Genomic DNA, 23327 nt, shown 5'->3' on the forward strand with positions numbered 1-23327 from the left:
AACCGGCCCGCAGGCTACTCAAGTCCAGGAGGACATCAAGTGGCGAAGGCGAAGTTCGAGCGGACCAAGCCGCACGTGAACATCGGCACCATCGGTCACGTCGACCACGGCAAGACCACCCTGACGGCTGCCATCACCAAGGTTCTGGCCGAGAAGTACCCGGACCTCAACGAGGCCTCGGCGTTCGATCAGATCGATAAGGCGCCCGAGGAGAAGGCTCGTGGCATCACGATCAACATCTCGCACGTCGAGTACCAGACCGAGAAGCGCCACTACGCTCACGTCGATGCGCCGGGTCACGCCGACTACATCAAGAACATGATCACCGGTGCCGCGCAGATGGACGGCGCGATCCTGGTCGTGGCCGCCACCGACGGCCCGATGCCGCAGACCCGCGAGCACGTGCTGCTCGCCCGCCAGGTCGGCGTGCCCTACATCCTGGTCGCCCTGAACAAGTGCGACATGGTCGACGACGAGGAGATCCTCGAGCTCGTCGAGATGGAGGTCCGCGAGCTGCTGGCCTCGCAGGAGTTCGACGAGGACGCCCCCGTCGTCCGCGTGTCGGGCTACCAGGCCCTGCAGGGCGACGAGAAGTGGGTCGAGTCGATCGTCGAGCTGATGAACGCGGTCGACGAGTCGATCCCGGACCCCGAGCGTGAGACCGACAAGCCCTTCCTCATGCCCGTCGAGGACGTCTTCACGATCACCGGTCGTGGCACCGTCGTCACCGGTCGTGTCGAGCGCGGCATCGTCAACGTCAACGAGGAGGTCGAGATCGTCGGCATCCGCGAGAAGTCGACGAAGACCACCGTCACCGGCATCGAGATGTTCCGCAAGCTGCTGGACTCGGGCCAGGCGGGCGACAACGTCGGCCTGCTGGTCCGTGGCCTCAAGCGTGAGGACGTCGAGCGCGGCCAGGTCGTCGTGAAGCCCGGCACCACCACTCCCCACACGGAGTTCGAGGGCCAGGCGTACATCCTGTCGAAGGACGAGGGCGGCCGCCACACCCCGTTCTTCAACAACTACCGTCCGCAGTTCTACTTCCGTACCACGGACGTGACCGGCGTCGTGACCCTCCCCGAGGGCACCGAGATGGTCATGCCCGGCGACAACACCGAGATGAGCGTCAAGCTCATCCAGCCGGTCGCCATGGACGAGGGCCTGCGCTTCGCGATCCGCGAGGGTGGCCGCACCGTCGGTGCCGGCCGCGTCACCAAGATCATCGCCTGATCTTCGGTAGCAGCTGAAACGGCGCCTCTCCCTTCGGGGAGGGGCGCCGTTTTTCGTCGTCAGCGCGCCAGGTAGCGCGCGAAGGTCCAGCCGTAGACGGCCGACTCCAGGTCGTGCCGGGCCGCGGCGACGGCCACCTCCACGAGCGCGCGCTCGAGGAGCCGGGACCGCAGCGCGGCACCGTCGGGCGGCCCGCCGCCGGCGGTCAGCGACCGGGGCGGTGTGCGCGCGAGGCTCAGGGCGTCGGCGAGCGCGTCCTGGTCGAGCAGCAGCTGGTCCATGACGGCGGGCGGCACCTCGCCCCCGGCCGCGAGGTGGCGGCGCGCCTCCGATCGCGCCTCCTCGACTCCGATCGCGTACTCGGGTTCGACGACGACCTGTTCCAGGTCGCGCAGGAGCGCGCGGGCCTGGCGGTCGGCCCCGTCGGGCCCCAGCGTGCGGAGATGGGCGACGCGGGCGGGGGAGGCGACGACCTCGAACCGGGTGACCCGGTGCGGCAGCACCTGGCCGGGGTGGCGTTCGCCGACGAGCTTCCACGGGCCGTACGGGACGTGGTGCGCGCGGCTCGGGTGGGTGGTCGCGACGGCATGGATCGTGTACCCCTCGGCCGCGGCGAACTCGACGAGCTGGTGCACGGGGTCGTCGACCGCGGACCAGGGCGCCGCGGTGGGAACGTTCCAGAGCACGCGCACCCCGGCGGGGACGATGGTGCCGCGCGGCAGCCAGCCGGCATCGGTGGTGGTGACGACGAGGAGGGGCTCGTAGCCCCGGGTGAGATAGGCGGCGGCCCAGTTCAGGCCCGATTCCGGCAGGTGCGGACCGCCGCGGAGGGAACCGAGGATCGAGGCGATGACGGCCCGGACCTGCTGGATGGCGGGGTTCTCCGGCGGCGCCCCGACCGGGGGCGGCAGGCGACGCACGATCGGCACGGGAATGATCAGTGGAAGGTCGATGACACCCTCCTCGTGCGACCGTCGTCGAGCGATCGCAATTCTATCGGAGGCCCCGTGCCATCGCCGCCGGCGTGAGGTGATCGTCACCACGCCGGGCGGCACGCGGGTCGGCGGCCCGGCGGCCCCGTGGGGTACCGCCGGGCCGCGTCGACCGTTATCCGCTCTTGCGGCGGAACTGCTGCTGGTGACTCTCGGAACCGTGCGTGTTCTGCGGCTTCGTGGCTCCGTCCAGATGAGCGGACCCCTGGCGATTCGACGCGTTCTTGCGTTCGAGTGCTTCCTTGAACTTGTCGGCGATACCGTCGGCGGGCATGGACTCTCCTCTCTCTCGCGTGCGTTCACGCTAAACCGGACAGGGGAGGTTGTCACCCGATTTGCCGCGAACCCGGACGGTCAGAAGCGGATCACCTGGCGGACGGCGGCACCGTCGGCCAGGGAGTCCATGCCCTCGTTGATCTGCTCCAGCGTGATGACGCCGCTGATCAGCTTCTCGACCGGCAGGCGGCCGGCGCGCCACAGCTCGACGTACCGCGGGATGTCGCGCTGGGGGACGGCGGAGCCGAGGTAGCTGCCGATGATGGTGCGCGCCTCGGCGGTGAGCACCAGCGGGCTGATCTCGGACCGCGCCGCGGGATTCGGCAGCCCGACGGTCACCGTCCGGCCGCCGACGGCGGTCGCCGCGACCGCGGACTCGAAGGCCTTCGGGTGGCCCGCCGCCTCGATCACGACGGGGGCGCGCACGCCGGCCTCGGCCAGTTCCGCAGGGGTGTAGGCGGCGTCGGCGCCGAGGACGCGCACCTGCTCGAGCTTCGCGGGCTGCGCGTCGACGCCGATCACGCGGCCGACGGCCCCGTCGGCCTGCAGGGACAGGGCGGTGAGGACGGCGGCCATGCCGACCCCGCCCAGGCCGAGGACGATCACGTCGTCGCCGTCCGACGGTGCGCCGGCGTTGAGCACCGCGCCGCCGCCGGTGAGCACCGCGCAGCCGAGCACGGCCGCGATCTCGGGCGGCACGTCGGCGTCCACGCGGGTGACCGACCGCGCGTCGACCACCGCGTGGGTCGCGAAGCCGGAGACGCCGAGGTGGTGGTGCACGTCCGCGCCGTCGCGCGACAGTCGCCGGCCGCCGCCGAGCAGCTCCCCCGCGTTGTTGGCGACGCTGCCCGGCGTGCACGGAAGCTTGCCGTCCGTCCGGCAATGGGCGCATTCGCCGCAGCGGGGGAGGAAGGCCATCACGACCCGGTCGCCGACCGCGACGCCCTCGGTGCCGGAGCCCAGCGATTCGACGATGCCCGCCGCCTCGTGGCCCAGCAGCATCGGCACCGGGCGGACGCGGTTGCCGTCGACGACGGACAGGTCCGAGTGGCACAGCCCCGCGGCCTCGATGCGGACCAGCAGCTCGCCGGGGCCCGGCGGCGCGAGCTCGAGCTCGCCCACCGAGATGGGCGTCGACCGCGCGTACGGACGCGCGCGCCCGATCTCCTCCAGCACCGCTCCGCGGATCCGCATCAGTACTCGACCTCCAACTGCGGCGACGTCGGCTTCGCCTGGCAACCCAGAATGTAGCCGTCCTCGGCGTCGTCGGGGTCGAGTCCGTCGGTCACCGCCATCGCGACGGTGCCCTTCGTCAGCTTGCACAGGCAGGTGGCGCACTCGCCCGACTGGCACGAGTAGGGCACGTCGTGACCGTTGTTGATCAGCACGTCCACCAGCGATTCGCCCGCGGGCCACGGCACGGTGAAGCTGGCGCCCAGGTTGTGCACGGTGACCTGCGGCGAGTCGGCCGTCACCTCCACCGCGTGCGGGACGATGTCGGCGAAGGCGTCGCCGGTGAGGGAGGCGTAGATCTCCTGGTGCACCTGCTCGCGCGGGGTGCCGATCACCCGGCAGGCCTCCTTGCAGGCGGCCATGAACTCGTCGCGGCCGCACAGGTAGGTGTTGCGGGAGTGATAGGGCGTGAGCAGCGCGGAGAGTGAGTCGGCGTCCGGGATGCCGCGCTCGGACTCCATCCACCAGATCACGGTGAGCCGCTCGTGCTCCGCCTCGAGGTGGGCGATCCGCGCGCGGAAGATCGTGGCGTCCGGATCCGCGTTGGCGTACAGCAGGGTGATCGGCTGCGTGCCGGCCGTCAGCGCCGCCGACAAGATGGACATGATCGGCGTGATCCCGCTGCCCGCCGCGAGCAGCAGCAGCGGCACGTCGAGGCTCTCGGGCACGAAAGCCCCCGACGGCGGCAGGACCTCCAGCTCGGCACCCGCGGTGAGGTTGTCGCAGAGCCAGTTCGAGGCGTACCCGTCGACGGTCCGCTTGACGGTCACGCCGGGCCGCCCGCCGTCGAACGGGGAGGTGTACAGCGAGTAGGAGCGGGCCACCGATCCCGTCCGCTCCGACGGCACCCGCACCGTGACGAACTGTCCGGGCCGGTAGTCCCACTCCGCGTCGAAGACGAAGGACTTCGCGAGCGCGGTCTCGTCGATCACCTCGGTGACGGTGACGATCTGGCTGCGGCTCGAATGGGGGGTGAGGCTCATGCGTCCAGGTTATCGGCCGAGCGTGGGCGCGATTCCGCCCGCCCGGCGGGGGCGATCGCACCGGCGCGACCGGGGACGGTTGCAGCAAATGTGACCGCAGGTTACTCTGTGACCCGTAGTCACAGTGTGACTGTCGGTCACGGGAGTGGCCTGGATGCGGGAATCGGAGAGTCATGAACGACACACGGCGACGGATGTACGCCAGAGCGTCGAAGGAAGCGCTGTTGGAGTGCGCGCGCGAGTGCTTCAGCACGCTCGGCTACGAGGCGACCACTGTCGCCGAGATCACGACACGAGCCGAGCTCAGCAAGGGCGCGTTCTACCGGCATTTCACGGACAAGCGTGCGGCCTTCATAGAGTTATTCATCGAGCGGCTCGAAGTGGCGAGCGAACTGATCCGCGCGGGCGAGAGGGACTTGGCCGGTCTGCCGCGCGGCGAGGGGCTGATGGTGGCGGCACGCGTCGCGACGGATTTCGCGTCGATGTCGATCAGCGACCCCGTTCATAGGGAGCTGCTGCGGCAGGCGCCCGAGGTTCTCGGTGCAGACGTATACGAGGAAATCGACAACGAGCACGTTCTTGCCCACCTCGTGAGCTTCTTCGCCGCCCTCGATGCACGCTCCGAGCTCGCCGAGGGCTTGCCGCTCACGACCCTCGGGAACCTTTTTCTGCGCGTGCTCTGCGCCGGGAACACACTCGTATCAGGGGCCGAGAATCAGGAAGCGGTGTTGGCGGAGGTACTGCACTCGCTGTCAGTGTTCTTCGTCGGAGTGACCGCGCAGGACCTGCGTTTCTGACGCCATGATGACGGAAGGGAATACGATGGATCTCTTGGCAGGAGCACTCGGCAAGGGTGGGAAACGTGCGCTGCGGATCGCCAACTCGCCCCGTGTCGATGCGGGCTACTTCGGGCCCGGATCGGTGAGTTGGAGGATCTGGGGACATCCGGTCACTGCGGTCTCCGGCATTCGGGGTTCGATTGTGGCCGTATTCGATCCGGCGGGGGCCGCCGGTGTGGATCAGCATTCGACGTACGCCTCGGACCCACTCGGCAGGGTGCAGCGCAGTAACATGTTCTTTCTCCAGGTGGTCTTCGGGGACACCGTGGCTGCGGAGAAGATCGGGCAGTGGCTGTTTAACCGCCATCAGAAGGTGAATGGTCTTGTGCCGGATACGGGCGAACCGTACGTCGCGAACGTCCCCGAGACCCTGCTGTGGGTGTACGTGACCGGCTGGCACGGGATGCTCGAGTGCTATCAGCGTTTCGCTCCCGCGAAGGATCGCCTCGACCGGGACGAGATCGAACGCTTCTATCACGAGAGCCTGGTCACCGCGGACCTGCTCGGCATCCCGCCGCGATACGTTCCGGCGAACTCCCTGGAGGTGGACGACTACTTGCGGGAGCAGGGGAGCAAGCTCATCCGACCGACCAATGAAATGCGTCGTCTTGTCGAGTTCTTCCTCCATCCTCCCCTCGCACCGGCCTGGCCCTTGCTCGCGATCAATCCGTTTCTTCGGATGACCACCTATGCAGCGCTCTCGACGCTGCCGGACGAGTGGCTCGACCTGATCGAGGTCGAGCGTCACCCGCGCCGATGGGCGATCAACGACGCCGTTGTGAAGGCTGCGCTGAACACGGCGAACAGCGTGGATCTCGTTGATTCCTTCCTCGTACTCGCGGGACCGGAGGCATGGGGGTATAGACACAATGCGCTCCGTAGAAACTCCTTCGCGGAGCCCGTGCCATACAGTTTCAAGCAGGGCGAGGCTCTCCAACTAAGGCGTGTCGATGGGTGATCGGCTAGGGCGGGTCGTTCTCCTGGGCGCTACGGGCCACACCGGCGGCATCGTGCTTCAACAGTTGCTCGGTCATGAAGTGCCGATCGTCCTCGTCGGGCGAAGTGGCGCTGCCTTGCATCGTCTCGTCGAAGAACGCCCCGATGTACGAGTCGTGGTGGGAGACGTGACGGACGACCACTGTTTGGCGGGCCTCCTCTCGGAGACCGATGTGGTCGTCTCGACAGTGGGCCCGTTCAGTGCGCTCGGGACGAAGGTTGTTCGCGCCGTCGTCAACGCCGGAGCCGCCTATCTGGATTCGACCGGCGAGCCCGGGTTCATCAAGCAGTTGTACGAGCAGTACTCGGAGGCTGTGAACGGGGCGGTGGTCGTGCCCGCCTTCGGATACGACTACGTCCTCGGAGCCGCGGCTGCTGCGTCGATCCTCGACAGCCGCGACGCGGCCCGTTCAATACGGATCGGGTACTTCCTCACCGACGAGTCTGGTCGCCCTATCCGCGTGTGGGACCTGTCGACTGCGACGACTCCCGCCACCCGCGCATCGCTCGTGGGAGCGATCGGTCGACCGTCGTTCGTCTACCGGCGGTCGAGGGAGGCATTCGGGCTCGTGGCTGAACCGGCGGGGCGCCGGCTGATGCGCTTTGGCGGAGACGGAGGGCGTGACCTGCGGGCGGTGTCGGTCGGTGGAAGCGAACATTTCGCTCTCCCAGAGGCGTTTCCGCGGCTGGATGCGGTCGACGTGGGCCTGGGATGGCTGAACGGTCTCACTGTCCCGGCGCACATGTCGGCGCGACTTCTGTGGAACGCCCAACTCGACCGGGGACCGGTTCGAGCCGGGTTGGTGAAGGCTTTGGGAGGGGCTGTGGCGATGTCACGGTCCGGTCCCTCATCGGGTGTGCAGTCGATGGTCATCGCCGAGTGTGAGGACGCAGCAGGTCGTTTGGTCGGCCGCACTGTTTGGCGGGGTACGGAACCGTATCTCTTCACCGCGCGAATGCTCGCGTGGGGTGCTCTTTCGCTGATGAATGTGCGGCCCGCACCGGGCGTGCAGGGCGGCCTTCGCGCGTTCGGCATCGAGGACCTGATTCGCGGAGTTCGCGCGGCGGGGATCGCTCCCGTCGCCGCGTGATTGGTGCCATCCGCGCTCGCCGCGGACGACCACGAAACGCTCCAAGTTCGCAGTTCATCGCCCGACCGAAGGAGGATCCGTGCGAAAGGCCATTCTGTCGGTCGTCCTGACCGTTGCGTTCGGCTCCGGGTACATCTGGCTCGGGATCCTCGGAGATCGCCCGCTCGCCCGCCACGTCCATGCCGCGGTCACTGTGCCGAATAGTCACGGCGTGCTCGTAGGGACGTCGGTGTCCGTGCGCGGCTACAAGATCGGCGAGGTGACGTCCGTCCAGCGGGAAGCGGGAGGCGTCCGCATCGGAGTCGCTATGGACGCCCGATACCCCATCCCGCTGTCGTCCCGGTTGAAGATCGAGCAATTCACTGCCTTTGAGACCTACCTCGACTTCGAACCCTCCGATTCCGAGCGCCCGTTCATCGAGGATGGCGCCGTCATATTGGCAAGCACGGTCTCGACACCGTTGTCCATCCCGGAGGTCTTCGCGCTTCTCAACCGCCTGTCCCGGTCGATCAGCACGGATGACCTCGCCGGTTTCCTCGACACCGTCGCTCGGGCTACCGACGTCCCTGCGAGATCTGTGGCCAACCTGGCGGCAGCCGGCGCTATGGTCAACCAGCTGATCCGTTCGCGCTCCGGCGAGATAGAGGCGTTGTCGCGGAACTACGGGCGCATGTCGGAGCGACTCGACGGGCTGAACGGCGGCATTCTCGGAATCGGGAGTACCGGGAACCTCCTGGTAAAGGGGCAACAACTCCTGGCGAGCTTCGAACAGCTGATGGAAGAAACGGATATGCCGAACTCCCTTCGTCAGAACATTGTTCCGTTCCTCGACGACAACGGTCGCGCGATCTCATCGATCCTCGCCGGACTAGGCCCGATCGTGGTGCCGATGGTGCCCGTCGCCGCCGCTTTCGGCGATGTGGTGAACGTCGATCTCGCCACTCTGTTGACGCAGACTATGCGTACTGTAAGTGGGGACGGCCTAGTGCTGACTGTCGCTGTGCCACATCGATGAGGAGGGCCTGGAGGCCACCTGTATACGAGCCGTTACAACAAAGGGAGTGGACATGGCTCACGACGTGATCATCGTCGGCGCGGGGTTCGGCGGCATGGGTGCCGCGATCGAGCTCCTCGGCCGCGGACGCAGCGACATCGTCATCCTCGAGAGGGAGGACGACCTGGGCGGGACGTGGCACGTCAACCACTACCCGGGCCTGGCGGTGGACATCGCCTCGGTGACCTACTCGTACTCCTTCGAGCCGAACCCGAACTGGTCGCGGCTGTACGCGCCCGGCTCCGAGCTCAAGGCCTACGCGAGCCGGGTCGCCGACAAGTACGGGCTGCGGCCGCTGATGCGCTTCGGTGTCGAGGTCACGGCCGCCGAGTGGGACCCGCGGGCCGCCGAGTGGGAGGTCACCGTCGTGCGCGAGGGCGGCCTCGAGCAGAAGCTGCGTGCCCGCTACCTCATCACGGCCACCGGCTTCCTCAGCCAGCCCAAGCTCCCCGACATCGAGGGCATCGAGGACTTCGCCGGCACCGTCATCCACAGCGCGAAGTGGGACGACGACGCCGACCTCGCCGGGCAGCGGATCGGCATCATCGGCACCGGCGCGACGGGGGTGCAGCTGGTGCCGGAGCTGGCGAAGGTCGCCGGGCACCTCACCGTCTTCCAGCGCACCCCGATCTGGGTGGTGCCCAAGGTCGACTTCGCGGTCCCCGGCCCGGTGCAGGCCCTGTTCAGTCGCCTGCCGTTCACGCAACGCGCCGCGCGGCTGGCGAATTCGACGGTGCTCGAGGTGCTCAGCACCGTCGGGGTGCTCAACTACAAGTACGGCCATCGGTTCAACGACCTGGCGGCGACGCTCGCGAAGGCGCACCTGCGCGCGCAGGTCCCGGATCCCGAGCTCCGGCGGGCGCTCACCCCGTCGTACTCCTTCGGCTGCAAGCGGCCCACCTTCTCGAACACCTACTTCCCGACCTTCAGCCGCGAGGACGTGACGCTCGAGGCGTCGTCGATCGCGCGGGTGCTGCCGCACGGCATCGAGATGGCCGACGGCACCGTCCACGAGCTCGACATCCTCGTGCTCGCCACCGGGTTCTCCTTGTGGGAGAAGAACTTCCCCGCGATCGACGTGACCGGCCGTGACGGCCGCAACCTCGGCGAGTTCTGGCGCGAGGGCCGGTTCCAGGCGTACGAGGGCGTGGCGGTGCCGAAGTTCCCCAACTTCTTCAGCCTGCACAGCCCCTACAGCTACACGGGCCTGAGCTACTTCTGGACCATCGAGGCGCAGATGGTGCACCTGCGCCGCGTCTTCGACGAGATCGACCGGCGCGGGGCGCGCACCGTCGAGGTGACCGAGCGCGCGAACGCGCAGTTCCTGGACCGGATGAGCAAGCGGCTGGAGCGGTCGGTGTTCCAGCTCGGCGCCTGCGGGGGCAGTCGCAGCTACTACTTCGATCCGCACGGTGAGGCCACGCTCCTGCGGCCCAGCTCGGTGGTCGCCGCGCGCCGCGAGGCTCGCGGCTTCCCGATCGACGACTACGCGTTCGCCTGATCCAGCAGCGCGATCACCGCGTCGGCGGCCTTGGCCGGCGCGCCCGATTTCGCGGGCGCCAGGTCGTGCGCGGCCGCGACCTCGACGATCGTCGTCGGGCCGGCGATCAGCGCAGCCGCCTCCGCCAGCTCCTCCGGCGAGGCGAACGGGTCGCGCTTGCCGTGCACCAGCACCGTCGGGACCGCGATCTCCGGCAGGTGGGCCGTGCGCGCCTTCTCCGGGCGGCCGGGCGGGTGCAGCGGGTAGGACAGCAGGACGAGGCCGTCGGGCCGCTCCGGCCCCTCCGCGACGGCCATCGACGCCATCCGCCCGCCGTAGCTGTGCCCGCCCCACAGGACGGGGCCGTCGAGCTCCAGGACGCGTGCGGTCTCGGCGAACGCGGCCCGGTCGGCGGGCTGGCCCGACGGTGACGGCGGCCCCTTCGGCCGCAGCCGCCGGAACGGCAGGTCGATGCGCACCGTGCGGACGCCGCGCTGCGCGAGTTCCTCGCCCAGCAGCCGCAGCATCGCCTGGTCGCGGGTGCCGCCGGCGCCGTGCGCGAGGATCAGCGTCGCCCGCACCGCGGCCTGGGGGCCGTCGGGGTCGTGGATCGAGAGCCAGGTCACCCGCTCAGCCTACGGGCAGCCCGGCACCGGGAGCCGAGCGAGCGGACCGCGTCAGTGGGTTAACGTGCAATCATGACTGATTCGAAGCAGGGTCCCCTCGCGGGCCTGAAGGTGGTCGAGTTCGCCGGCCTCGGCCCCGCCCCGCACGCCGCCATGCTCCTCGCCGACCAGGGCGCCGACGTCGTCTCGGTGCAGCGCCCCGGCGTCGGCGTGGCCGGTCTCACGGGCCGGCCGTCGGGCGTCAAGCGCGGCCGCACCATCGTGGAGGCCGACCTGAAGAACCCGGACGACATCGCCACCGTCCTCGACCTCATCGACCGCGCCGACGTGGTCGTCGAGGGCTTCCGCCCCGGCGTCATGGAGCGGCTCGGGCTGGGGCCGGACGTGGTGCTCGAGCGCAACCCCCGCCTCGTCTTCGCCCGGATGACCGGCTGGGGTCAGGACGGTCCGTTCGCGCAGCGCGCCGGCCACGACATGAACTACCTCGCCCTCACCGGCCTGCTGCACGCCATCGGCCGCAAGGACGAGCGGCCCGTGCCGCCGCTCAACCTCGTCGGCGACTTCGCCGGCGGCTCGATGTTCCTGGTCTTCGGCGTGCTCGCGGCGCTCTACGAGCGCACCGTGTCGGGCAAGGGGCAGGTCATCGACGTCGCCATGGTCGACGGTGCCTCCCTCATCGGGCAGATGCAGTGGGACTTCCGGGGCCAGGGCATCTGGAGCGACGAGCGCGGCGTGAACACCCTCGACGGCGGCGCGCCCTTCTACGACACCTACGAGACCTCCGACGGCAAGTACGTCTCGGTCGGCGCGATCGAGCCGCAGTTCTTCGCCGAGCTGCTCGACAAGCTCGGGCTCGCGCAGGAGGACCTGCCCTACCAGCTCGATCAGGCCCGCTGGCCCGAGCTGCGCGCCGCGCTGGAGGCCGCGCTGAAGACGAGGACCCGCGACGAATGGGCCGAGGTCTTCTTCGACTCCGATGCGTGCGTCGCGCCGATCCTCACCTTCGAGGAGGCCCCGAAGCACCCGCACATGGCTGCCCGGCAGAACCTGCAGGAGATCGGGGGAGCGATGGCCCCGATGCCCGCGCCGCGGTTCTCCCGCACCCCCGCCGCGACGCCCGTCGCGCCGGACCCCACGCCCGTCGACCCGGCGACGCTCTGGCGCGACTGATCGCCCGGTAGCGCGACCGGACCGTCGATGCAGGCGGCTGCGGCTCCGGTTCGGTGGGGTACCGCGCGGTGGACTCTCCGATTCCGTCCGAAACGGACAGCGTGTCCGAGGCGGACGGAATCGGAGAGTCGAGCAGACGATGCGTCTAGTCCGCCGCGATCGACGGCGACGTGCCCGGTGCTATCCGACGACGAGCGAGGTGCCGGTCGCGCGGAGCGTGGAACCCAGGTCGTAGAACAGCGAGCCGCTGCGGGTGATCGGGCCGTCGAAGGTCGCGGCGCGGCTGGCGATGCCGAGCGCGGCGTTGTCGGAGCTGCGGATCAGCGGCCCGCCGCTGTCGCCGACCTGCACGGGGATGGTGGTGGCGATGTAGCCGCGGTCCACGCTCACGACGGAGCCGCAGCGCCAGCCGGACGAGACGCCCTGGCTGCACACCGCATCGCCGGGGCGGGCGGTGCCGACGGTGCTCGGCCGCACACGGCCGCCGGGGGCGGCCTTCGCGAGCTTCGGGTCCAGCGTGAAGACTCCCCAGTCGGGGGCGTCGGGCACCACGAAGGTGTCGGACTTCGTCAGCGCGGGCGCCGACGAGCCGGTGTTCACGCCGACGATGCGCCCGTTCACGACCACCTGCTGGCCCTGTGCGCCGCAGTGGCCGGCGTACAGGCCCACGCGCGTACCGTCGGGCCGCTGCCCGACGAAACCGACGGTGCAGCCGCGGCCGTCGGCGACGTTGCCGACCAGCTTGGTGACCGTCAGCACCGAGCTGCCGGGGGAGACCGTCGCGACGGGCTCCGCCTGCGCGGCGGCGGGGAGCAGCGCGACGACGCCGCCGAGGACGGCCGCGGCCGCGGCGACGGTCCTCGCGGTCGACGTGATGGTGCGGCGCATGATCCTCCTCGGTTCGGCACAAGACTGTGCGACCGTAGCGTGCCACACGGCGGCCAGGGTGTAAACCGAGTGGCCGGTGATACGCAGGTCAACTCCTGTGACGCCAGGTGCGGAATTGGTTCAGTTCGAGGGCCGGGGTGTGACCCAGGTCGTGATCGTCGCGTGCACCACCTCGGTGCCCTTCTTGTCGCGCACGGCGACGTCGACCACCACGTCGCGGCCGGTGGTGATCGCGTCCCAGTCGACCTCCTCGGCGAGCGTCGCGGTCGCGACCAGCGAGGACTCGGCCTTGCGCAGGTAGTCCACCGTCATCGACTTCGGCAGCCAGCGGTGCGTGCCCGGCGTGGACGCCTCCATCACCATGCCCATCCCGACCTCGGCGAGGTTGCAGGCCGCGATCGCGTGATAGGTGCCGATGTGGTTCTGCACGAACCACCACTTCGCGCCGTGGACCACGGCGCGGCCGTACTCGATCTCGGAGATGTACGGGGTGACGGACGCGAAGTACGGCGCCTTGAGCGATGCGGCCGCGGAGAAGGCCAGCTTGCCGAGGGGCTTGTCGCTCACGGCGCGCCACATCTTGTACGTGGAGGTGTCGGTCATGGCCGGTACCTTACTGCACAGTAAGTTCAGCGCGGCGGCGCCGCCGTGAGGGCGTCGAAGCCCTCGCGCGCCAGCTTCGTGATGGTGCCGCGGATCGTGGGCCAGTACGGCGAGCGCACGTTGACGGGCGCGCCGTGGCTCGCCCCGTCGAGCTCGACGAGCAGCGACGGCGCGCCGACCGCCCGCGCCGCGGCCACGAAGTCCGCCGACTCGCCGAGGGGCACGACCGAGTCCTCGGAGCCGTGGATCGCGACGGACGGCATGCGCGGGTCGATCCGCTGGATGGGGTTCGCCAGCGCGTAGCGGTCCGGCACCTGATCGGGCATGCCGCCGAGCGCCATGCGCACATGGTCGTTGAGCCGGGACGAGGTGCGCATGTCGAGAACCCCGGCCAGGGAGACGAAGGCGCGCGGGGTCACCGTCGGGCCGCCGCCCGCCGGCCAGGTCACGCCGGGCGCGCCCGGGGGGAGCGTGCGGCGCGAGGCCGCCCACGCGGCGAGCTGGCCCCCGGCGCTGTGCCCGACCAGGATCACGTTCGACGGGTCCAGCGCGGGCGCGCTCCGGGCCAGCGTGGGCACGAAGTCGACGGCGTGGCCCACATCGGTGAAGGTCGTCGGCCAACCGCCACCCGACCCGACCCGCCGGTACTCGACGTTCCACACCGCCAGCCCCTCCGCCTGCAGGGCCCGGGCGACATCGGCCATGTACCCGGCGCTCGAACGGTTCTTCCAGCCGCCGCCGTGGATGAGCACCACCACGGGCAGGCTCCGCGGGGCGTGGACGCCGCGGGGCAGGTAGAGGTTGCCGTAGTTCTGGCGGGGGTCCGCGTTGGGCGCGGGGTAGGCGTAGCGGATCGCGTCGTCGCGGGTGGCGACGACGGGGCGCGGGCCGGCCGAAGACGACGAGGCCGCCGCTGAGGAGGATGCGACGGCGGACCCGCCCGGGCGATCCACGGTGCAGCCGCCGAGCACGACGCCGGCGCACAGCAGCAGGGCCAGGAGCGTCGCGCCCGGCCGCGGCGCGGCGCTCCGTGCGGTCATGCCGATATTCTGACAGAGGCGCGGCGCCTGCGGGTGTGACGCGAATCGCAGCGATGCGATCGACCGGCTCGATTTGAAGATGTGGCCCCAGCAGTGCATACTGGTCGGGTTGCCTTGTCGGGCGGCGCGGTCCCCTGTGGGGCTCGCCCAATCGGCTGGTATCGCCCCGGCGCCCCTCGCGGGAGCCACCGGAACACACGGTGGAGCATGAGCGCCAGCGCGACACGCCCGACCGCGTGGACCGGAGCAATTTGACACATGAACAGCGTCGATCGACTTCAGCGGGTTGTCTCCCGCAGCGGGATGCGTCCCGCGGGTGATTCAGCTGTCCGTGTGTCTGGCAATACGAACACTTGACGGAAGAGGACACAGCGTGGCGGGACAGAAGATCCGCATCAGGCTCAAGGCCTATGACCATGAGGCGATCGACGCGTCTGCTCGGAAGATCGTCGAGACCGTGACCCGCACCGGCGCCCGCGTCGTGGGTCCCGTGCCGCTGCCGACGGAGAAGAACGTGTACTGCGTCATCCGCTCGCCGCACAAGTACAAGGACTCGCGCGAGCACTTCGAGATGCGTACCCACAAGCGGCTGATCGACATCCTGGACCCGACGCCGAAGACGGTCGACGCGCTGATGCGCATCGACCTGCCGGCCAGCGTCGACGTGAACATCCAGTAAGCGGCTGCGGAGAAACGATATGACTGAGAACAAGATCAAGGGAATCCTGGGCACCAAGCTCGGCATGACCCAGGTCTTCGACGAGAACAACCGGGTCGTCCCGGTCACCGTCGTCAAGGCCGGGCCGAACGTGGTCACCCAGATCCGTACCCAGGCCGCCGACGGCTACGACGCCGTCCAGCTGGCCTTCGGCGCGATCGACCCGCGCAAGGTGAACAAGCCCGTCTCGGGCCAGTTCTCCAAGGCCGGTGTCACCCCGCGTCGCCACATCGCCGAGCTGCGGCTCGCCGACGCCGATGCCGCCGCCGACTACGAGGTGGGCCAGGAGCTGGGCGCCGATGTCTTCGAGGCGGGCAACTTCGTCGACGTCACCGGCATCAGCAAGGGCAAGGGCTACGCCGGCGTCATGAAGCGCCACGGCTTCGCCGGTCTCGGCGCCAGCCACGGCGCACAGGCCGTGCACCGTGCCCCCGGTTCCATCGGTGGCTGCGCCACCCCGGGTCGCGTCTTCAAGGGCGTCCGGATGGCCGGCCGCATGGGCTCCGACAAGGTGACCACGCAGAACCTGTCCGTGTTCAAGGTCGACGCCGACGCCGGCGTCCTCCTGATCAAGGGCGCCATCCCCGGTCGCAAGGGCGGCCTCGTGATGGTCCGTACCGCTGTGAAGGGTGGTGCTCGCGCATGAGCAAGCTGACTCTCGATGTCAAGACCGCCGACGGCAAGGTCGACGGCACCGTCGACCTCCCCGCCGAGATCTTCGACGTGGAGCCCAACATCGCGCTGATGCACCAGGTGGTCGTCGCCCAGCTCGCCGCTGCGCGCGCCGGCACCCACGCCACCAAGACCCGCGGCGAGGTCCGCGGCGGTGGCCGCAAGCCTTACCGCCAGAAGGGCACCGGCCGGGCTCGCCAGGGCTCGACCCGCGCGCCGCAGTTCGCCGGCGGTGGCACCGTCCACGGCCCGCAGCCGCGCGACTACAGCCAGCGCACCCCGAAGAAGATGAAGGCCGCCGCCCTGCGCGGTGCCCTCACCGACCGGGTTCGCGAGGACCGGATCCACGTCGTCACCGAGCTGGTGGCCGGCCAGGAGGCGTCGACCAAGACCGCCCGCCTGTTCCTGGCCGCGCTGTCGGAGCGCAAGAAGTTCCTCGTGGTCGTCGGCCGCGAGGACCTGACCGCGCAGCGCAGCGTCCAGAACCTGCCGAACGCGAAGTGGATCTACGCCGACCAGCTCAACACCTACGACGTCCTGGACGCCGATGACCTGGTGTTCAGCCGTGAGGCTCTGGGTTCGTTCATCGCGAGCGCCACGAAGACCGAGGAGGCGAACGCCTGATGGCTACCGCAACCATCCCCGCCGACCCGCGGGACATCCTGCTCGCGCCGGTGATCTCCGAGAAGGCCTACGGCCTCATCGAGGAGAACACATACACCTTCGTGGTGCACCCGGACGCGAACAAGACGCAGATCAAGATCGCCGTGGAGAAGGTCTTCGGCGTCAAGGTCGACAGCGTCAACACCTTGAACCGCCAGGGCAAGCGCAAGCGCACCCGTGCCGGTTACGGTCAGCGCAAGAGCACCAAGCGCGCGATCGTGACCCTGAGCGCCGATAGCAAGCCCATCGACATCTTCGGAGGCGCGAGCTAAATGGCTATCCGTAAGTACAAGCCGACCACTCCGGGTCGCCGCGGCTCGTCGGGCTCGACCTTCGACGAGATCACGCGTTCGACCCCGGAGAAGTCGCTGATCCGCCCGCTGCACGGCCGCGGTGGCCGCAACGCGCACGGTCGTATCACCACCCGGCACAAGGGTGGCGGTCACAAGCGTGCGTACCGCGTCATCGACTTCCGTCGCCATGACAAGGACGGCATCAACGCCAAGGTCGCGCACATCGAGTACGACCCCAACCGCACCTCGCGGATCGCACTGCTGCACTACCTGGACGGCGAGAAGCGCTACATCCTCGCCCCCAAGGACCTGAAGCAGGGCGACGTGGTCGAGTCCGGCCCCAACGCCGACATCAAGCCGGGCAACGCCCTGCCGCTGCGCAACATCCCCGCCGGCACCGTGATCCACGCCGTCGAGCTGCGCCCCGGTGGCGGTGCCAAGATGGCCCGTTCGGCCGGTGCCAGCGTCCAGCTGCTGGGCAAGGAGGGTCCCTACGCGACCCTGCGCATGCCCTCCGGCGAGATCCGTCGCGTCGACGTGCGCTGCCGCGCCACCGTCGGCGAGGTGGGCAACGCCGAGCAGAGCAACATCAACTGGGGCAAGGCCGGCCGTATGCGGTGGAAGGGCAAGCGCCCGACCGTCCGTGGTGTCGTCATGAACCCGGTCGACCACCCGCACGGCGGTGGTGAGGGTAAGACCTCCGGTGGTCGCCACCCGGTGAGCCCGTGGGGCAAGCCCGAGGGCCGCACCCGCAAGAACAAGGCGAGCGACAAGATGATCGTCCGTCGCCGCAAGTCCGGTAAGAACAAGCGCTAGGAGGGAGTTAGAGAATGCCACGCAGCCTCAAGAAGGGCCCGTTCGTCGACGACCACCTCCTCGCGAAGGTCGACGTCCAGAACGACAAGGGCACCAAGCAGGTCATCAAGACCTGGTCGCGTCGCTCCACCATCATCCCCGACTTCATCGGTCACACCTTCGCCGTCCACGACGGTCGCAAGCACGTGCCGGTGTTCGTCTCGGAGAACATGGTGGGCCACAAGCTGGGCGAGTTCGCCCCGACGCGGACGTTCAAGGGCCACATCAAGGACGACCGGAAGGCGAAGCGCCGCTAATGAGTGACGTCAAGGAAGCACAGAACACTGCGCCTACGCAGGCGTCGGCGACCGCACGTTTCGTGCGCGTCACGCCCATGAAGGCACGTCGCGTGATCGACCTGGTCCGCGGTAAGGACGCCGAGCAGGCGCTCGCCATCCTGCGGTTCGCGCCGCAGGCCGCGAGCGAGCCGGTCGCCAAGGTCCTCGCGTCGGCCATCGCCAACGCGCAGAACAACCTGGGCCTCGACCCGCGCACCCTGGTCGTCTCGGAGGCGTACGCCAACGAGGGCCCGACCATGAAGCGCATCCAGCCGCGGGCCCAGGGCCGCGCGTACCGGATCCGCAAGCGCACCAGCCACATCACCGTCGTCGTGTCGGCGGTCGAGGCGGGGTCTTCGAGGAAGCCCGCCGCCAGCCGGAACCGGAAGGGAGCGTAAGCATGGGACAGAAGATCAACCCCCACGGCTTCCGCCTCGGCATCACCACGGACTGGAAGTCCCGCTGGTACGCCGATAAGCAGTACTCGGAGTACGTCAAGGAAGACGTCCAGATCCGGAAGCGTCTGACCGACAGCCTCGAGCGCGCCGGCATCAGCAAGATCGAGATCGAGCGCACCCGGGACCGCGTGCGGGTGGACATCCACACCGCGCGTCCGGGCATCGTCATCGGCCGCCGCGGCGCCGAGGCCGACCGCATCCGCTCGGAGCTGGAGAAGCTCACCAAGAAGCAGGTGCAGCTGAACATCCTCGAGGTGAAGAACTCCGAGGCCGACGCCCAGCTCGTCGCGCAGGGCATCGCGGAGCAGCTGAGCAACCGCGTGGCGTTCCGCCGCGCGATGCGCAAGGCGATCCAGTCGGCGATGCGTCAGCCGAACGTCAAGGGCATCCGGGTCCAGTGCTCGGGTCGCCTGGGCGGCGCGGAGATGAGCCGCAGCGAGTTCTACCGCGAGGGCCGTGTGCCCCTGCACACGCTGCGCGCCGACATCGACTACGGCCTGCACGAGGCGAAGACCACCTTCGGGCGGATCGGCGTCAAGGTGTGGATCTACAAGGGCGACGTCGTGGGCGGCCGGCGCGAGCTGGCGGCACCGTCGAACGACGACCGTCGCGGCCCGCGTCGTGAGCGCCCCCAGCGCCCGCGTCGCAGTGGCGCGTCGGGCACGACCGCCACCAGCACAGAGGCCGGTCGCGCCGCAACGGAGGAGACTCCGGTGGCGGCGGCTCCGGCTGCAACGAACCAGGAGGGCTGACGCCATGTTGATCCCCCGTCGCGTCAAGCACCGCAAGCAGCACCACCCCAGCCGCTCGGGCCAGTCCAAGGGCGGCAACAAGGTGACCTTCGGTGACTACGGCATCCAGGCTCTCGAGCCCGCCTACATCACCAACCGTCAGATCGAGTCCGCTCGTATCGCCATCAACCGCCACATCAAGCGTGGCGGCAAGGTCTGGATCAACATCTTCCCGGACCGCCCGCTGACCAAGAAGCCGGCCGAGACCCGCATGGGTTCCGGTAAGGGTTCCGTCGAGTGGTGGGTGGCGAACGTCAAGCCCGGTCGTGTGCTGTTCGAGATGTCCTACCCCAACGAGGAGACCGCTCGCGAGGCCCTGCGCCGCGCGCAGCACAAGCTCCCCTGCAAGACCCGCATCGTGACCCGAGAGGAGCAGTTCTGATGTCGAACACCGTCGCCGCTGATCTCCGCGGTCTGACCGCGGACGAGCTGGTGGAGAAGCTGCGCGAGGCCAAGGAGGAGCTGTTCAACCTGCGCTTCCAGATGGCCACCGGGCAGATGAGCAACAACCGTCGCCTGCGTACCGTGCGCACCGACATCGCCCGGATCTACACGATCCTGCGCGAGCGGGAGCTCGGCCTGGCCTCGGGCCCGGAGGGTGACGCCGCATGAGCGAGATTGGAAACAACGTGACCGCTGATTCCGGCACCCAGACCGCCGCCGAGGAGCGCAACAGCCGCAAGGTGCGCATCGGGTACGTCGTGTCCGACAAGATGGAGAAGACCATCGTCGTCGAGCTCGAGGACCGCGTGAAGCACTCCCTGTACGGCAAGATCATCCGTACCACCTCCAAGGTGAAGGCGCATGACGAGGAAGGCGTCGCCGGTGTCGGCGACCGCGTCCGGATCATGGAGACCCGTCCGCTGAGCGCCAGCAAGCACTGGCGCCTGGTGGAGGTGCTGGAGAAGGCCAAGTAAGGCCCCACCCGCACCGCACAGACGACGAAGGCCCCCGTCCACTCCGCAAGGAGAGGACGGGGGCCTTTCGTCGTTGTCAGACGGCGCCGCGCTCGTCAGACCGCGCCGAGTCGTCAGGCCTCAGGACCGGGGGCACGCCTTTTCGATCGCCTGGATCGCCGTGACGAGGGCTTCCATCGCCGGATTGCGCTTTGCCCACGTCTGCGCCTCGGAGCCGCGGGCCTGTGCGTCGGCACGGAGAGCGGTGCCGTACGCGTCGAGCTTGGTGCGGTAGTCGCTGAACAGAGTCTTGACCGTGGGCTGGAGATTCGCGGTGCCGATGATGCCCGGCAGCTTGCCGGACTCGGTCGCGACCGCCGCCAGCTCGGCGTTCACGAGGCCCGTGATCCCGTCCCACCGCCAGCCGGGCGTCTTGGTGAAGGCCGTCGTCGCGCTAGTGGCCGCGAGCCGGGGGTCGATGTTCCGGTTCCACGCCGTGCAGGCCGCGGTCAGGGCCGACGCGGCCGCCGCTGCCCGCGACGACGCGATGGTGGTCTCGTACGCCGCGACGTCCGACGGCGACGCCGATCCACTGCCCGGGACGGTGCAGCCGGCGAGCACGGAGACCCCCGCAAGCACGGCGACCGCCGGCCCGGTGATCCTATTGATGGTCCTCGTCATGATCGTTCCTCCCCCGGCCTGCTCACGCGATGGAGCAGATTCCCTTCACATTGTCCGTGACGGCCTCCAGGGCGTCGAGTGCGGGGTTGGAGCGAGCCCAGCTCTCCGCGGAGCGTGCGGCCTGGTCGGCGCGCAGGGCCTCGCCGTAGGCGTCGAGCTTCGTCTTGTAGTCGGACATCAGGGTCCGGATGGTCGCCGCCAGGTCCGGGGTCGCGATGATGCCCGGCAGCGTGCCCGCTTCGGTGGCGATGGCGGCCAGCTCGGCGGTGATCGAGGGACCGATGCTGTCCCAGGTCCAGTTGCCGCCCTTCGTGGCTGCGATCGTCGAGTCGGTGACCCTGTTCCGCTTGTCGAACTCCGCACGCCAGGCGGTGCACGCGGAGGTCTTGGCGGATGCCGCGGCCGCCGCGCGTGACGCGGCCACCGTGGACTGGTAGGCCGCGACGTCGCTCGGCTGTGCGGAACCGGACCCGACGACGGGCGTGCACGCCGCGAGCGAGACCAGCGCCGCCGCCCCCGCGATCGACGCCGCGCCCCGCCTCGTGATCCGCCTACTTCCTGTCGTCATCTTGGCCTCCCCCTGGCGGTACGCCCGCGCGCACGCCTCGTTCGTGCATTCTCGCTCATCGCTCGGTCCGATGTCGTGCAGGGCGGTGCTCATCGCGCGTGTGATCGTCGGCACGTCCCGTACCGAGTTCGCGCGCCGGTGCGAACAGGTTTGCTACGCTATAAAGCATGCGGGACGGTCACGTCCCGCGCCGTCGTAGGGCACCCGGACCCTGACTCGCCGAATTCGGCTCGAGCCCACCACCCGGTTCTTTTCTTGCGGCGAACGGATGCGGCCACCGCCGCCTTCGCCACCCACCACCGTTAGGTACTCCTTCATCGTGAGCACTCCTGTGTCCACCCGTTCCTTCGCCGAGCTCGGCGTCCCCTCGAACCTCATCGCCGCCCTGAACGACATGGACCGCAGCACGCCGTTCCCCATCCAGGCCGACACCCTGCCCGACACCCTCGCCGGCCGCGACGTGCTCGGCCGCGGCAAGACGGGCTCGGGCAAGACCCTCGCGTTCGCCATCCCGCTGGTCGCACGCATCGCCGGGCACCGCGCCCCCGCGGGTACGCCGTCCGGCCTCGTCCTCGCCCCGACCCGCGAGCTGGCCACCCAGATCACCGCCACCGTCGAGCCGCTGGCCCGCGCCGCCGGCCTGCGCGTCACCACGATCTTCGGCGGCGTCAAGCAGACCCGCCAGGAGCAGGCGCTGAGCCACGGCGTCGACATCGTCGTCGCCTGCCCCGGCCGCCTCGAGGACCTGATGCGCCAGCGAATCGTCGATCTCTCGCGCGTCGAGGTCACCGTGCTCGACGAGGCCGATCACATGGCCGACCTCGGCTTCCTGCCCGTGGTCACCCGCATCCTCGCCGCCACCCCGGCCGGCGGCCAGCGCATGCTGTTCTCCGCGACGCTGGACAACGGCGTCGACAAGCTGGTCCGCAAGTTCCTCAGCGATCCGGTCTCGCACTCCGTCGACCCCGAGAACTCGCCGGTCGTCGCGATGACCCACCACGTCTTCGAGGTGGGCGGCAAGGACGACAAGTCCGAGCTCGTGCGGGTCCTCGCCTCCGGCACCGGCCGCCGCATCCTGTTCACCCGCACCAAGCACCAGGCGAAGAAGCTGGCCAAGCAGCTCACCGCGCAGGGCATCCCCGCGCGCGACCTGCACGGCAACCTCAGCCAGCCGCAGCGCGACCGCAACCTCGAGGCGTTCAGCTCCGGCACCGCCCGCGTGCTCGTCGCCACCGACATCGCCGCCCGCGGCGTCCACGTCGACGACGTCGAGCTGGTCGTGCACGTCGACCCGCCCGCCGAGCACAAGGCCTACCTGCACCGCAGTGGCCGCACCGCCCGCGCGGGCAGCGAGGGCACCGTCGTCACCGTGATGACCGGCGACCAGCGCAAGGACACGCTGACCCTGCTCAAGAAGGCCGCGATCAGCGCGCGGCCCGTCGGCGTGACCGCCACGTCGCCGGTCGTCGTCGACCTGGTCGGCGAGGTCGCGCCGTACGTCAAGCCCGAGCCCGTCGCGCCGCCGCAGCAGCCGCAGCGACGCGCCGGTGGCGGCCACGCCCCGGGCCGGGGTCGCGCCGGCCGCGGCAAGGGGACCGGTCAGCGGTCCGACGGTGCCGGCCAGGGCGGTCAGCAGCGTCGCCAGGGCCAGGGCGCCGGCCGCGGCGGCCAGCAGCGCCAGGCGCCGCAGGGCCAGGGGCGGCCGCAGGGGCAGGGCCGCGCCCAGCAGCCCCGTCGCCGCGCCACCCGCCCCGCCGGCTGACGCGCTCCTCGGGTCGACGACGGCGCGGCCGGGCGATCCGGGTGTCAGGCCGACGGCGGCCGTGCACTTCGGGTGTGGCACCGTCGCTGACCCGTGCATTCCGGGTGTAAGCCCTCGAACACACCCGAATTGCGCACCGACACCCTGCACGCCGGGTGCGTACGCGCAGGACGGGTGTGCCGACCCGCCTG

29 protein-coding genes are annotated in these 23327 nt (G+C 69.6%); 19 read left to right on the forward strand and 10 right to left on the reverse strand.

Translation table 11 applies throughout. The features are described from left to right. Positions 1 to 39: 39 nt before the first annotated feature. On the forward strand, positions 40 to 1230 hold the full coding sequence (gene tuf / locus FK529_RS11260; protein WP_146561132.1) for an elongation factor Tu: 1191 nt from the start codon (positions 40 to 42) through the stop codon (positions 1228 to 1230). Positions 1231 to 1289: 59 nt separating this feature from the next. Here the strand turns inward: tuf and FK529_RS11265 are convergent, their stop codons facing one another. From FK529_RS11265 to FK529_RS11275, 4 genes are all read right to left on the reverse strand, one after another. Next, positions 1290 to 2159, reverse strand: coding sequence for a hypothetical protein (locus tag FK529_RS11265; protein WP_146561134.1), 870 nt, complete (start codon positions 2157 to 2159; stop codon positions 1290 to 1292). A 178-nt stretch (positions 2160 to 2337) separates the two neighbouring features. Next, positions 2338 to 2496: a DUF5302 domain-containing protein gene (locus tag FK529_RS20020; protein WP_158635099.1), complete on the reverse strand. Its 159-nt coding sequence runs from the start codon at positions 2494 to 2496 to the stop codon at positions 2338 to 2340. A gap of 80 nt (positions 2497 to 2576) precedes the next feature. Further along, entirely contained in the window at positions 2577 to 3692 is a 1116-nt protein-coding gene (locus FK529_RS11270; RefSeq protein WP_146561136.1) for an alcohol dehydrogenase catalytic domain-containing protein, read from the reverse strand. Continuing rightward, positions 3692 to 4714, reverse strand: coding sequence for a ferredoxin--NADP reductase (locus FK529_RS11275; RefSeq protein WP_146561138.1), 1023 nt, complete (start codon positions 4712 to 4714; stop codon positions 3692 to 3694). The genes FK529_RS11270 and FK529_RS11275 overlap by 1 nt, the downstream gene beginning before the upstream one ends. Positions 4715 to 4887: 173 nt before the next feature. Between FK529_RS11275 and FK529_RS11280 the strand changes: the two genes are divergently transcribed. The 5 genes from FK529_RS11280 to FK529_RS11300 all read left to right on the forward strand — a co-directional run bounded on the left by FK529_RS11280 (position 4888) and on the right by FK529_RS11300 (position 10195). Further along, on the forward strand, positions 4888 to 5511 hold the full coding sequence (locus tag FK529_RS11280) for a TetR/AcrR family transcriptional regulator (RefSeq protein WP_146561141.1): 624 nt from the start codon (positions 4888 to 4890) through the stop codon (positions 5509 to 5511). A gap of 34 nt (positions 5512 to 5545) precedes the next feature. Next, the gene (locus FK529_RS11285; RefSeq protein ID WP_158635100.1) at positions 5546 to 6511 is read left to right on the forward strand and encodes an oxygenase MpaB family protein; all 966 of its coding nucleotides are present in this window, start codon (positions 5546 to 5548) and stop codon (positions 6509 to 6511) included. Continuing rightward, on the forward strand, positions 6504 to 7640 hold the full coding sequence (locus FK529_RS11290; protein WP_146561145.1) for a saccharopine dehydrogenase NADP-binding domain-containing protein: 1137 nt from the start codon (positions 6504 to 6506) through the stop codon (positions 7638 to 7640). The genes FK529_RS11285 and FK529_RS11290 overlap by 8 nt, the downstream gene beginning before the upstream one ends. Positions 7641 to 7719: 79 nt before the next feature. After that, positions 7720 to 8655, forward strand: a complete 936-nt coding sequence (locus FK529_RS11295; protein WP_146561147.1) for an MlaD family protein — start codon at positions 7720 to 7722, stop codon at positions 8653 to 8655. Positions 8656 to 8707: 52 nt separating this feature from the next. Then, positions 8708 to 10195, forward strand: coding sequence for a flavin-containing monooxygenase (locus tag FK529_RS11300; RefSeq protein ID WP_146561149.1), 1488 nt, complete (start codon positions 8708 to 8710; stop codon positions 10193 to 10195). Here the strand turns inward: FK529_RS11300 and FK529_RS11305 are convergent. Beyond that, entirely contained in the window at positions 10180 to 10800 is a 621-nt protein-coding gene (locus FK529_RS11305) for an alpha/beta hydrolase family protein (RefSeq protein ID WP_146561151.1), read from the reverse strand. The two genes, FK529_RS11300 and FK529_RS11305, sit on opposite strands and share 16 nt — an antisense overlap. Positions 10801 to 10872: 72 nt before the next feature. Between FK529_RS11305 and FK529_RS11310 the strand changes: the two genes are divergently transcribed. Next, positions 10873 to 11970, forward strand: a complete 1098-nt coding sequence (locus tag FK529_RS11310) for a CaiB/BaiF CoA transferase family protein (RefSeq protein ID WP_146561153.1) — start codon at positions 10873 to 10875, stop codon at positions 11968 to 11970. A 180-nt stretch (positions 11971 to 12150) separates the two neighbouring features. Here FK529_RS11310 and FK529_RS11315 read toward each other — a convergent pair whose 3' ends face one another. From FK529_RS11315 to FK529_RS11325, 3 genes are all read right to left on the reverse strand, one after another. Continuing rightward, positions 12151 to 12858, reverse strand: a complete 708-nt coding sequence (locus FK529_RS11315; protein WP_146561155.1) for a chymotrypsin family serine protease — start codon at positions 12856 to 12858, stop codon at positions 12151 to 12153. Between the two features lie 120 nt (positions 12859 to 12978). Beyond that, a complete protein-coding gene (locus FK529_RS11320) occupies positions 12979 to 13461 on the reverse strand; it encodes a hotdog fold domain-containing protein (RefSeq protein ID WP_146561157.1) in 483 nt (160 codons plus the stop codon). Between the two features lie 26 nt (positions 13462 to 13487). Next, entirely contained in the window at positions 13488 to 14501 is a 1014-nt protein-coding gene (locus tag FK529_RS11325) for an alpha/beta hydrolase family protein (RefSeq protein ID WP_146561159.1), read from the reverse strand. Between the two features lie 373 nt (positions 14502 to 14874). Here FK529_RS11325 and rpsJ point away from each other — a divergent pair, with 373 nt between their 5' ends. The 11 genes from rpsJ to rpsQ are packed head-to-tail and all read left to right on the forward strand — an operon-like array spanning position 14875 to position 20146. After that, the gene (gene rpsJ, locus FK529_RS11330; protein ID WP_003938093.1) at positions 14875 to 15180 is read left to right on the forward strand and encodes a 30S ribosomal protein S10; all 306 of its coding nucleotides are present in this window, start codon (positions 14875 to 14877) and stop codon (positions 15178 to 15180) included. Positions 15181 to 15199: 19 nt separating this feature from the next. Then, positions 15200 to 15865: a 50S ribosomal protein L3 gene (rplC, locus tag FK529_RS11335; RefSeq protein ID WP_068522674.1), complete on the forward strand. Its 666-nt coding sequence runs from the start codon at positions 15200 to 15202 to the stop codon at positions 15863 to 15865. Continuing rightward, positions 15862 to 16515: a 50S ribosomal protein L4 gene (gene rplD / locus FK529_RS11340; protein WP_068522673.1), complete on the forward strand. Its 654-nt coding sequence runs from the start codon at positions 15862 to 15864 to the stop codon at positions 16513 to 16515. Before rplC ends, rplD begins: the two co-directional genes overlap by 4 nt. Further along, entirely contained in the window at positions 16515 to 16826 is a 312-nt protein-coding gene (rplW, locus tag FK529_RS11345) for a 50S ribosomal protein L23 (protein ID WP_068522672.1), read from the forward strand. Before rplD ends, rplW begins: the two co-directional genes overlap by 1 nt. Next, positions 16827 to 17663 (forward strand): 50S ribosomal protein L2, encoded by an 837-nt coding sequence (gene rplB / locus FK529_RS11350; RefSeq protein WP_146561161.1) that lies wholly within the window; start codon positions 16827 to 16829, stop codon positions 17661 to 17663. A gap of 14 nt (positions 17664 to 17677) precedes the next feature. Continuing rightward, a complete protein-coding gene (rpsS, locus tag FK529_RS11355; protein ID WP_068573204.1) occupies positions 17678 to 17959 on the forward strand; it encodes a 30S ribosomal protein S19 in 282 nt (93 codons plus the stop codon). Then, positions 17959 to 18378 carry a 50S ribosomal protein L22 gene (rplV, locus tag FK529_RS11360; RefSeq protein ID WP_146561163.1) on the forward strand — a complete coding sequence of 140 codons (420 nt, stop codon included), beginning with the start codon at positions 17959 to 17961 and terminating at the stop codon, positions 18376 to 18378. The genes rpsS and rplV overlap by 1 nt, the downstream gene beginning before the upstream one ends. Positions 18379 to 18380: 2 nt before the next feature. After that, entirely contained in the window at positions 18381 to 19190 is an 810-nt protein-coding gene (gene rpsC / locus FK529_RS11365; protein WP_068522668.1) for a 30S ribosomal protein S3, read from the forward strand. A gap of 4 nt (positions 19191 to 19194) precedes the next feature. Further along, positions 19195 to 19611 carry a 50S ribosomal protein L16 gene (gene rplP, locus FK529_RS11370; protein WP_146434973.1) on the forward strand — a complete coding sequence of 139 codons (417 nt, stop codon included), beginning with the start codon at positions 19195 to 19197 and terminating at the stop codon, positions 19609 to 19611. Next, positions 19611 to 19841, forward strand: coding sequence for a 50S ribosomal protein L29 (gene rpmC / locus FK529_RS11375; protein ID WP_013128010.1), 231 nt, complete (start codon positions 19611 to 19613; stop codon positions 19839 to 19841). The genes rplP and rpmC overlap by 1 nt, the downstream gene beginning before the upstream one ends. After that, a complete protein-coding gene (gene rpsQ, locus FK529_RS11380; protein WP_146561165.1) occupies positions 19838 to 20146 on the forward strand; it encodes a 30S ribosomal protein S17 in 309 nt (102 codons plus the stop codon). The genes rpmC and rpsQ overlap by 4 nt, the downstream gene beginning before the upstream one ends. Before the next feature lie 120 nt (positions 20147 to 20266). On the opposite strand, the gene FK529_RS20025 is transcribed toward rpsQ, so the two are convergent. Further along, positions 20267 to 20806 (reverse strand): hypothetical protein, encoded by a 540-nt coding sequence (locus FK529_RS20025; protein ID WP_158635101.1) that lies wholly within the window; start codon positions 20804 to 20806, stop codon positions 20267 to 20269. 22 nt (positions 20807 to 20828) lie between these two features. Then, the gene (locus tag FK529_RS11390) at positions 20829 to 21467 is read right to left on the reverse strand and encodes a hypothetical protein (protein ID WP_146561169.1); all 639 of its coding nucleotides are present in this window, start codon (positions 21465 to 21467) and stop codon (positions 20829 to 20831) included. Positions 21468 to 21768: 301 nt separating this feature from the next. On the opposite strand from FK529_RS11390, the gene FK529_RS11395 reads away from it, so the two are divergent. Next, the gene (locus tag FK529_RS11395; protein WP_231703056.1) at positions 21769 to 23136 is read left to right on the forward strand and encodes a DEAD/DEAH box helicase; all 1368 of its coding nucleotides are present in this window, start codon (positions 21769 to 21771) and stop codon (positions 23134 to 23136) included. Positions 23137 to 23327 lie beyond the last annotated feature (191 nt).

The sequence above is a fragment of the Tsukamurella asaccharolytica genome (assembly GCF_007858435.1).
GTDB classification, from domain to species: domain Bacteria; phylum Actinomycetota; class Actinomycetes; order Mycobacteriales; family Mycobacteriaceae; genus Tsukamurella; species Tsukamurella asaccharolytica.

Bases quoted from the DNA above. Each gene is read 5' to 3' on its own strand.
- rplP (WP_146434973.1), top strand. From the start codon at position 19,195: ATGTTGATCCCCCGTCGCGTCAAGCACCGCAAGCAGCACCACCCCAGC.
- FK529_RS11310 (WP_146561153.1), top strand. From the start codon at position 10,873: ATGACTGATTCGAAGCAGGGTCCCCTCGCGGGCCTGAAGGTGGTCGAG.
- FK529_RS11280 (WP_146561141.1), top strand. From the start codon at position 4,888: ATGAACGACACACGGCGACGGATGTACGCCAGAGCGTCGAAGGAAGCG.
- FK529_RS11290 (WP_146561145.1), top strand. From the start codon at position 6,504: ATGGGTGATCGGCTAGGGCGGGTCGTTCTCCTGGGCGCTACGGGCCAC.
- FK529_RS11270 (WP_146561136.1), bottom strand. From the start codon at position 3,692: ATGCGGATCCGCGGAGCGGTGCTGGAGGAGATCGGGCGCGCGCGTCCG.
- rpmC (WP_013128010.1), top strand. From the start codon at position 19,611: ATGTCGAACACCGTCGCCGCTGATCTCCGCGGTCTGACCGCGGACGAG.
- FK529_RS11320 (WP_146561157.1), bottom strand. From the start codon at position 13,461: ATGACCGACACCTCCACGTACAAGATGTGGCGCGCCGTGAGCGACAAG.
- FK529_RS11300 (WP_146561149.1), top strand. From the start codon at position 8,708: ATGGCTCACGACGTGATCATCGTCGGCGCGGGGTTCGGCGGCATGGGT.
- FK529_RS20025 (WP_158635101.1), bottom strand. From the start codon at position 20,806: ATGACGAGGACCATCAATAGGATCACCGGGCCGGCGGTCGCCGTGCTT.
- rpsS (WP_068573204.1), top strand. From the start codon at position 17,678: ATGCCACGCAGCCTCAAGAAGGGCCCGTTCGTCGACGACCACCTCCTC.
- rplD (WP_068522673.1), top strand. From the start codon at position 15,862: ATGAGCAAGCTGACTCTCGATGTCAAGACCGCCGACGGCAAGGTCGAC.
- FK529_RS20020 (WP_158635099.1), bottom strand. From the start codon at position 2,496: ATGCCCGCCGACGGTATCGCCGACAAGTTCAAGGAAGCACTCGAACGC.
- FK529_RS11275 (WP_146561138.1), bottom strand. From the start codon at position 4,714: ATGAGCCTCACCCCCCATTCGAGCCGCAGCCAGATCGTCACCGTCACC.
- FK529_RS11395 (WP_231703056.1), top strand. From the start codon at position 21,769: ATGGACCGCAGCACGCCGTTCCCCATCCAGGCCGACACCCTGCCCGAC.
- rplB (WP_146561161.1), top strand. From the start codon at position 16,827: ATGGCTATCCGTAAGTACAAGCCGACCACTCCGGGTCGCCGCGGCTCG.
- FK529_RS11315 (WP_146561155.1), bottom strand. From the start codon at position 12,858: ATGCGCCGCACCATCACGTCGACCGCGAGGACCGTCGCCGCGGCCGCG.
- rplW (WP_068522672.1), top strand. From the start codon at position 16,515: ATGGCTACCGCAACCATCCCCGCCGACCCGCGGGACATCCTGCTCGCG.
- rpsQ (WP_146561165.1), top strand. From the start codon at position 19,838: ATGAGCGAGATTGGAAACAACGTGACCGCTGATTCCGGCACCCAGACC.
- FK529_RS11325 (WP_146561159.1), bottom strand. From the start codon at position 14,501: ATGACCGCACGGAGCGCCGCGCCGCGGCCGGGCGCGACGCTCCTGGCC.
- rpsC (WP_068522668.1), top strand. From the start codon at position 18,381: ATGGGACAGAAGATCAACCCCCACGGCTTCCGCCTCGGCATCACCACG.
- rplV (WP_146561163.1), top strand. From the start codon at position 17,959: ATGAGTGACGTCAAGGAAGCACAGAACACTGCGCCTACGCAGGCGTCG.
- rplC (WP_068522674.1), top strand. From the start codon at position 15,200: ATGACTGAGAACAAGATCAAGGGAATCCTGGGCACCAAGCTCGGCATG.
- FK529_RS11390 (WP_146561169.1), bottom strand. From the start codon at position 21,467: ATGAGCACCGCCCTGCACGACATCGGACCGAGCGATGAGCGAGAATGC.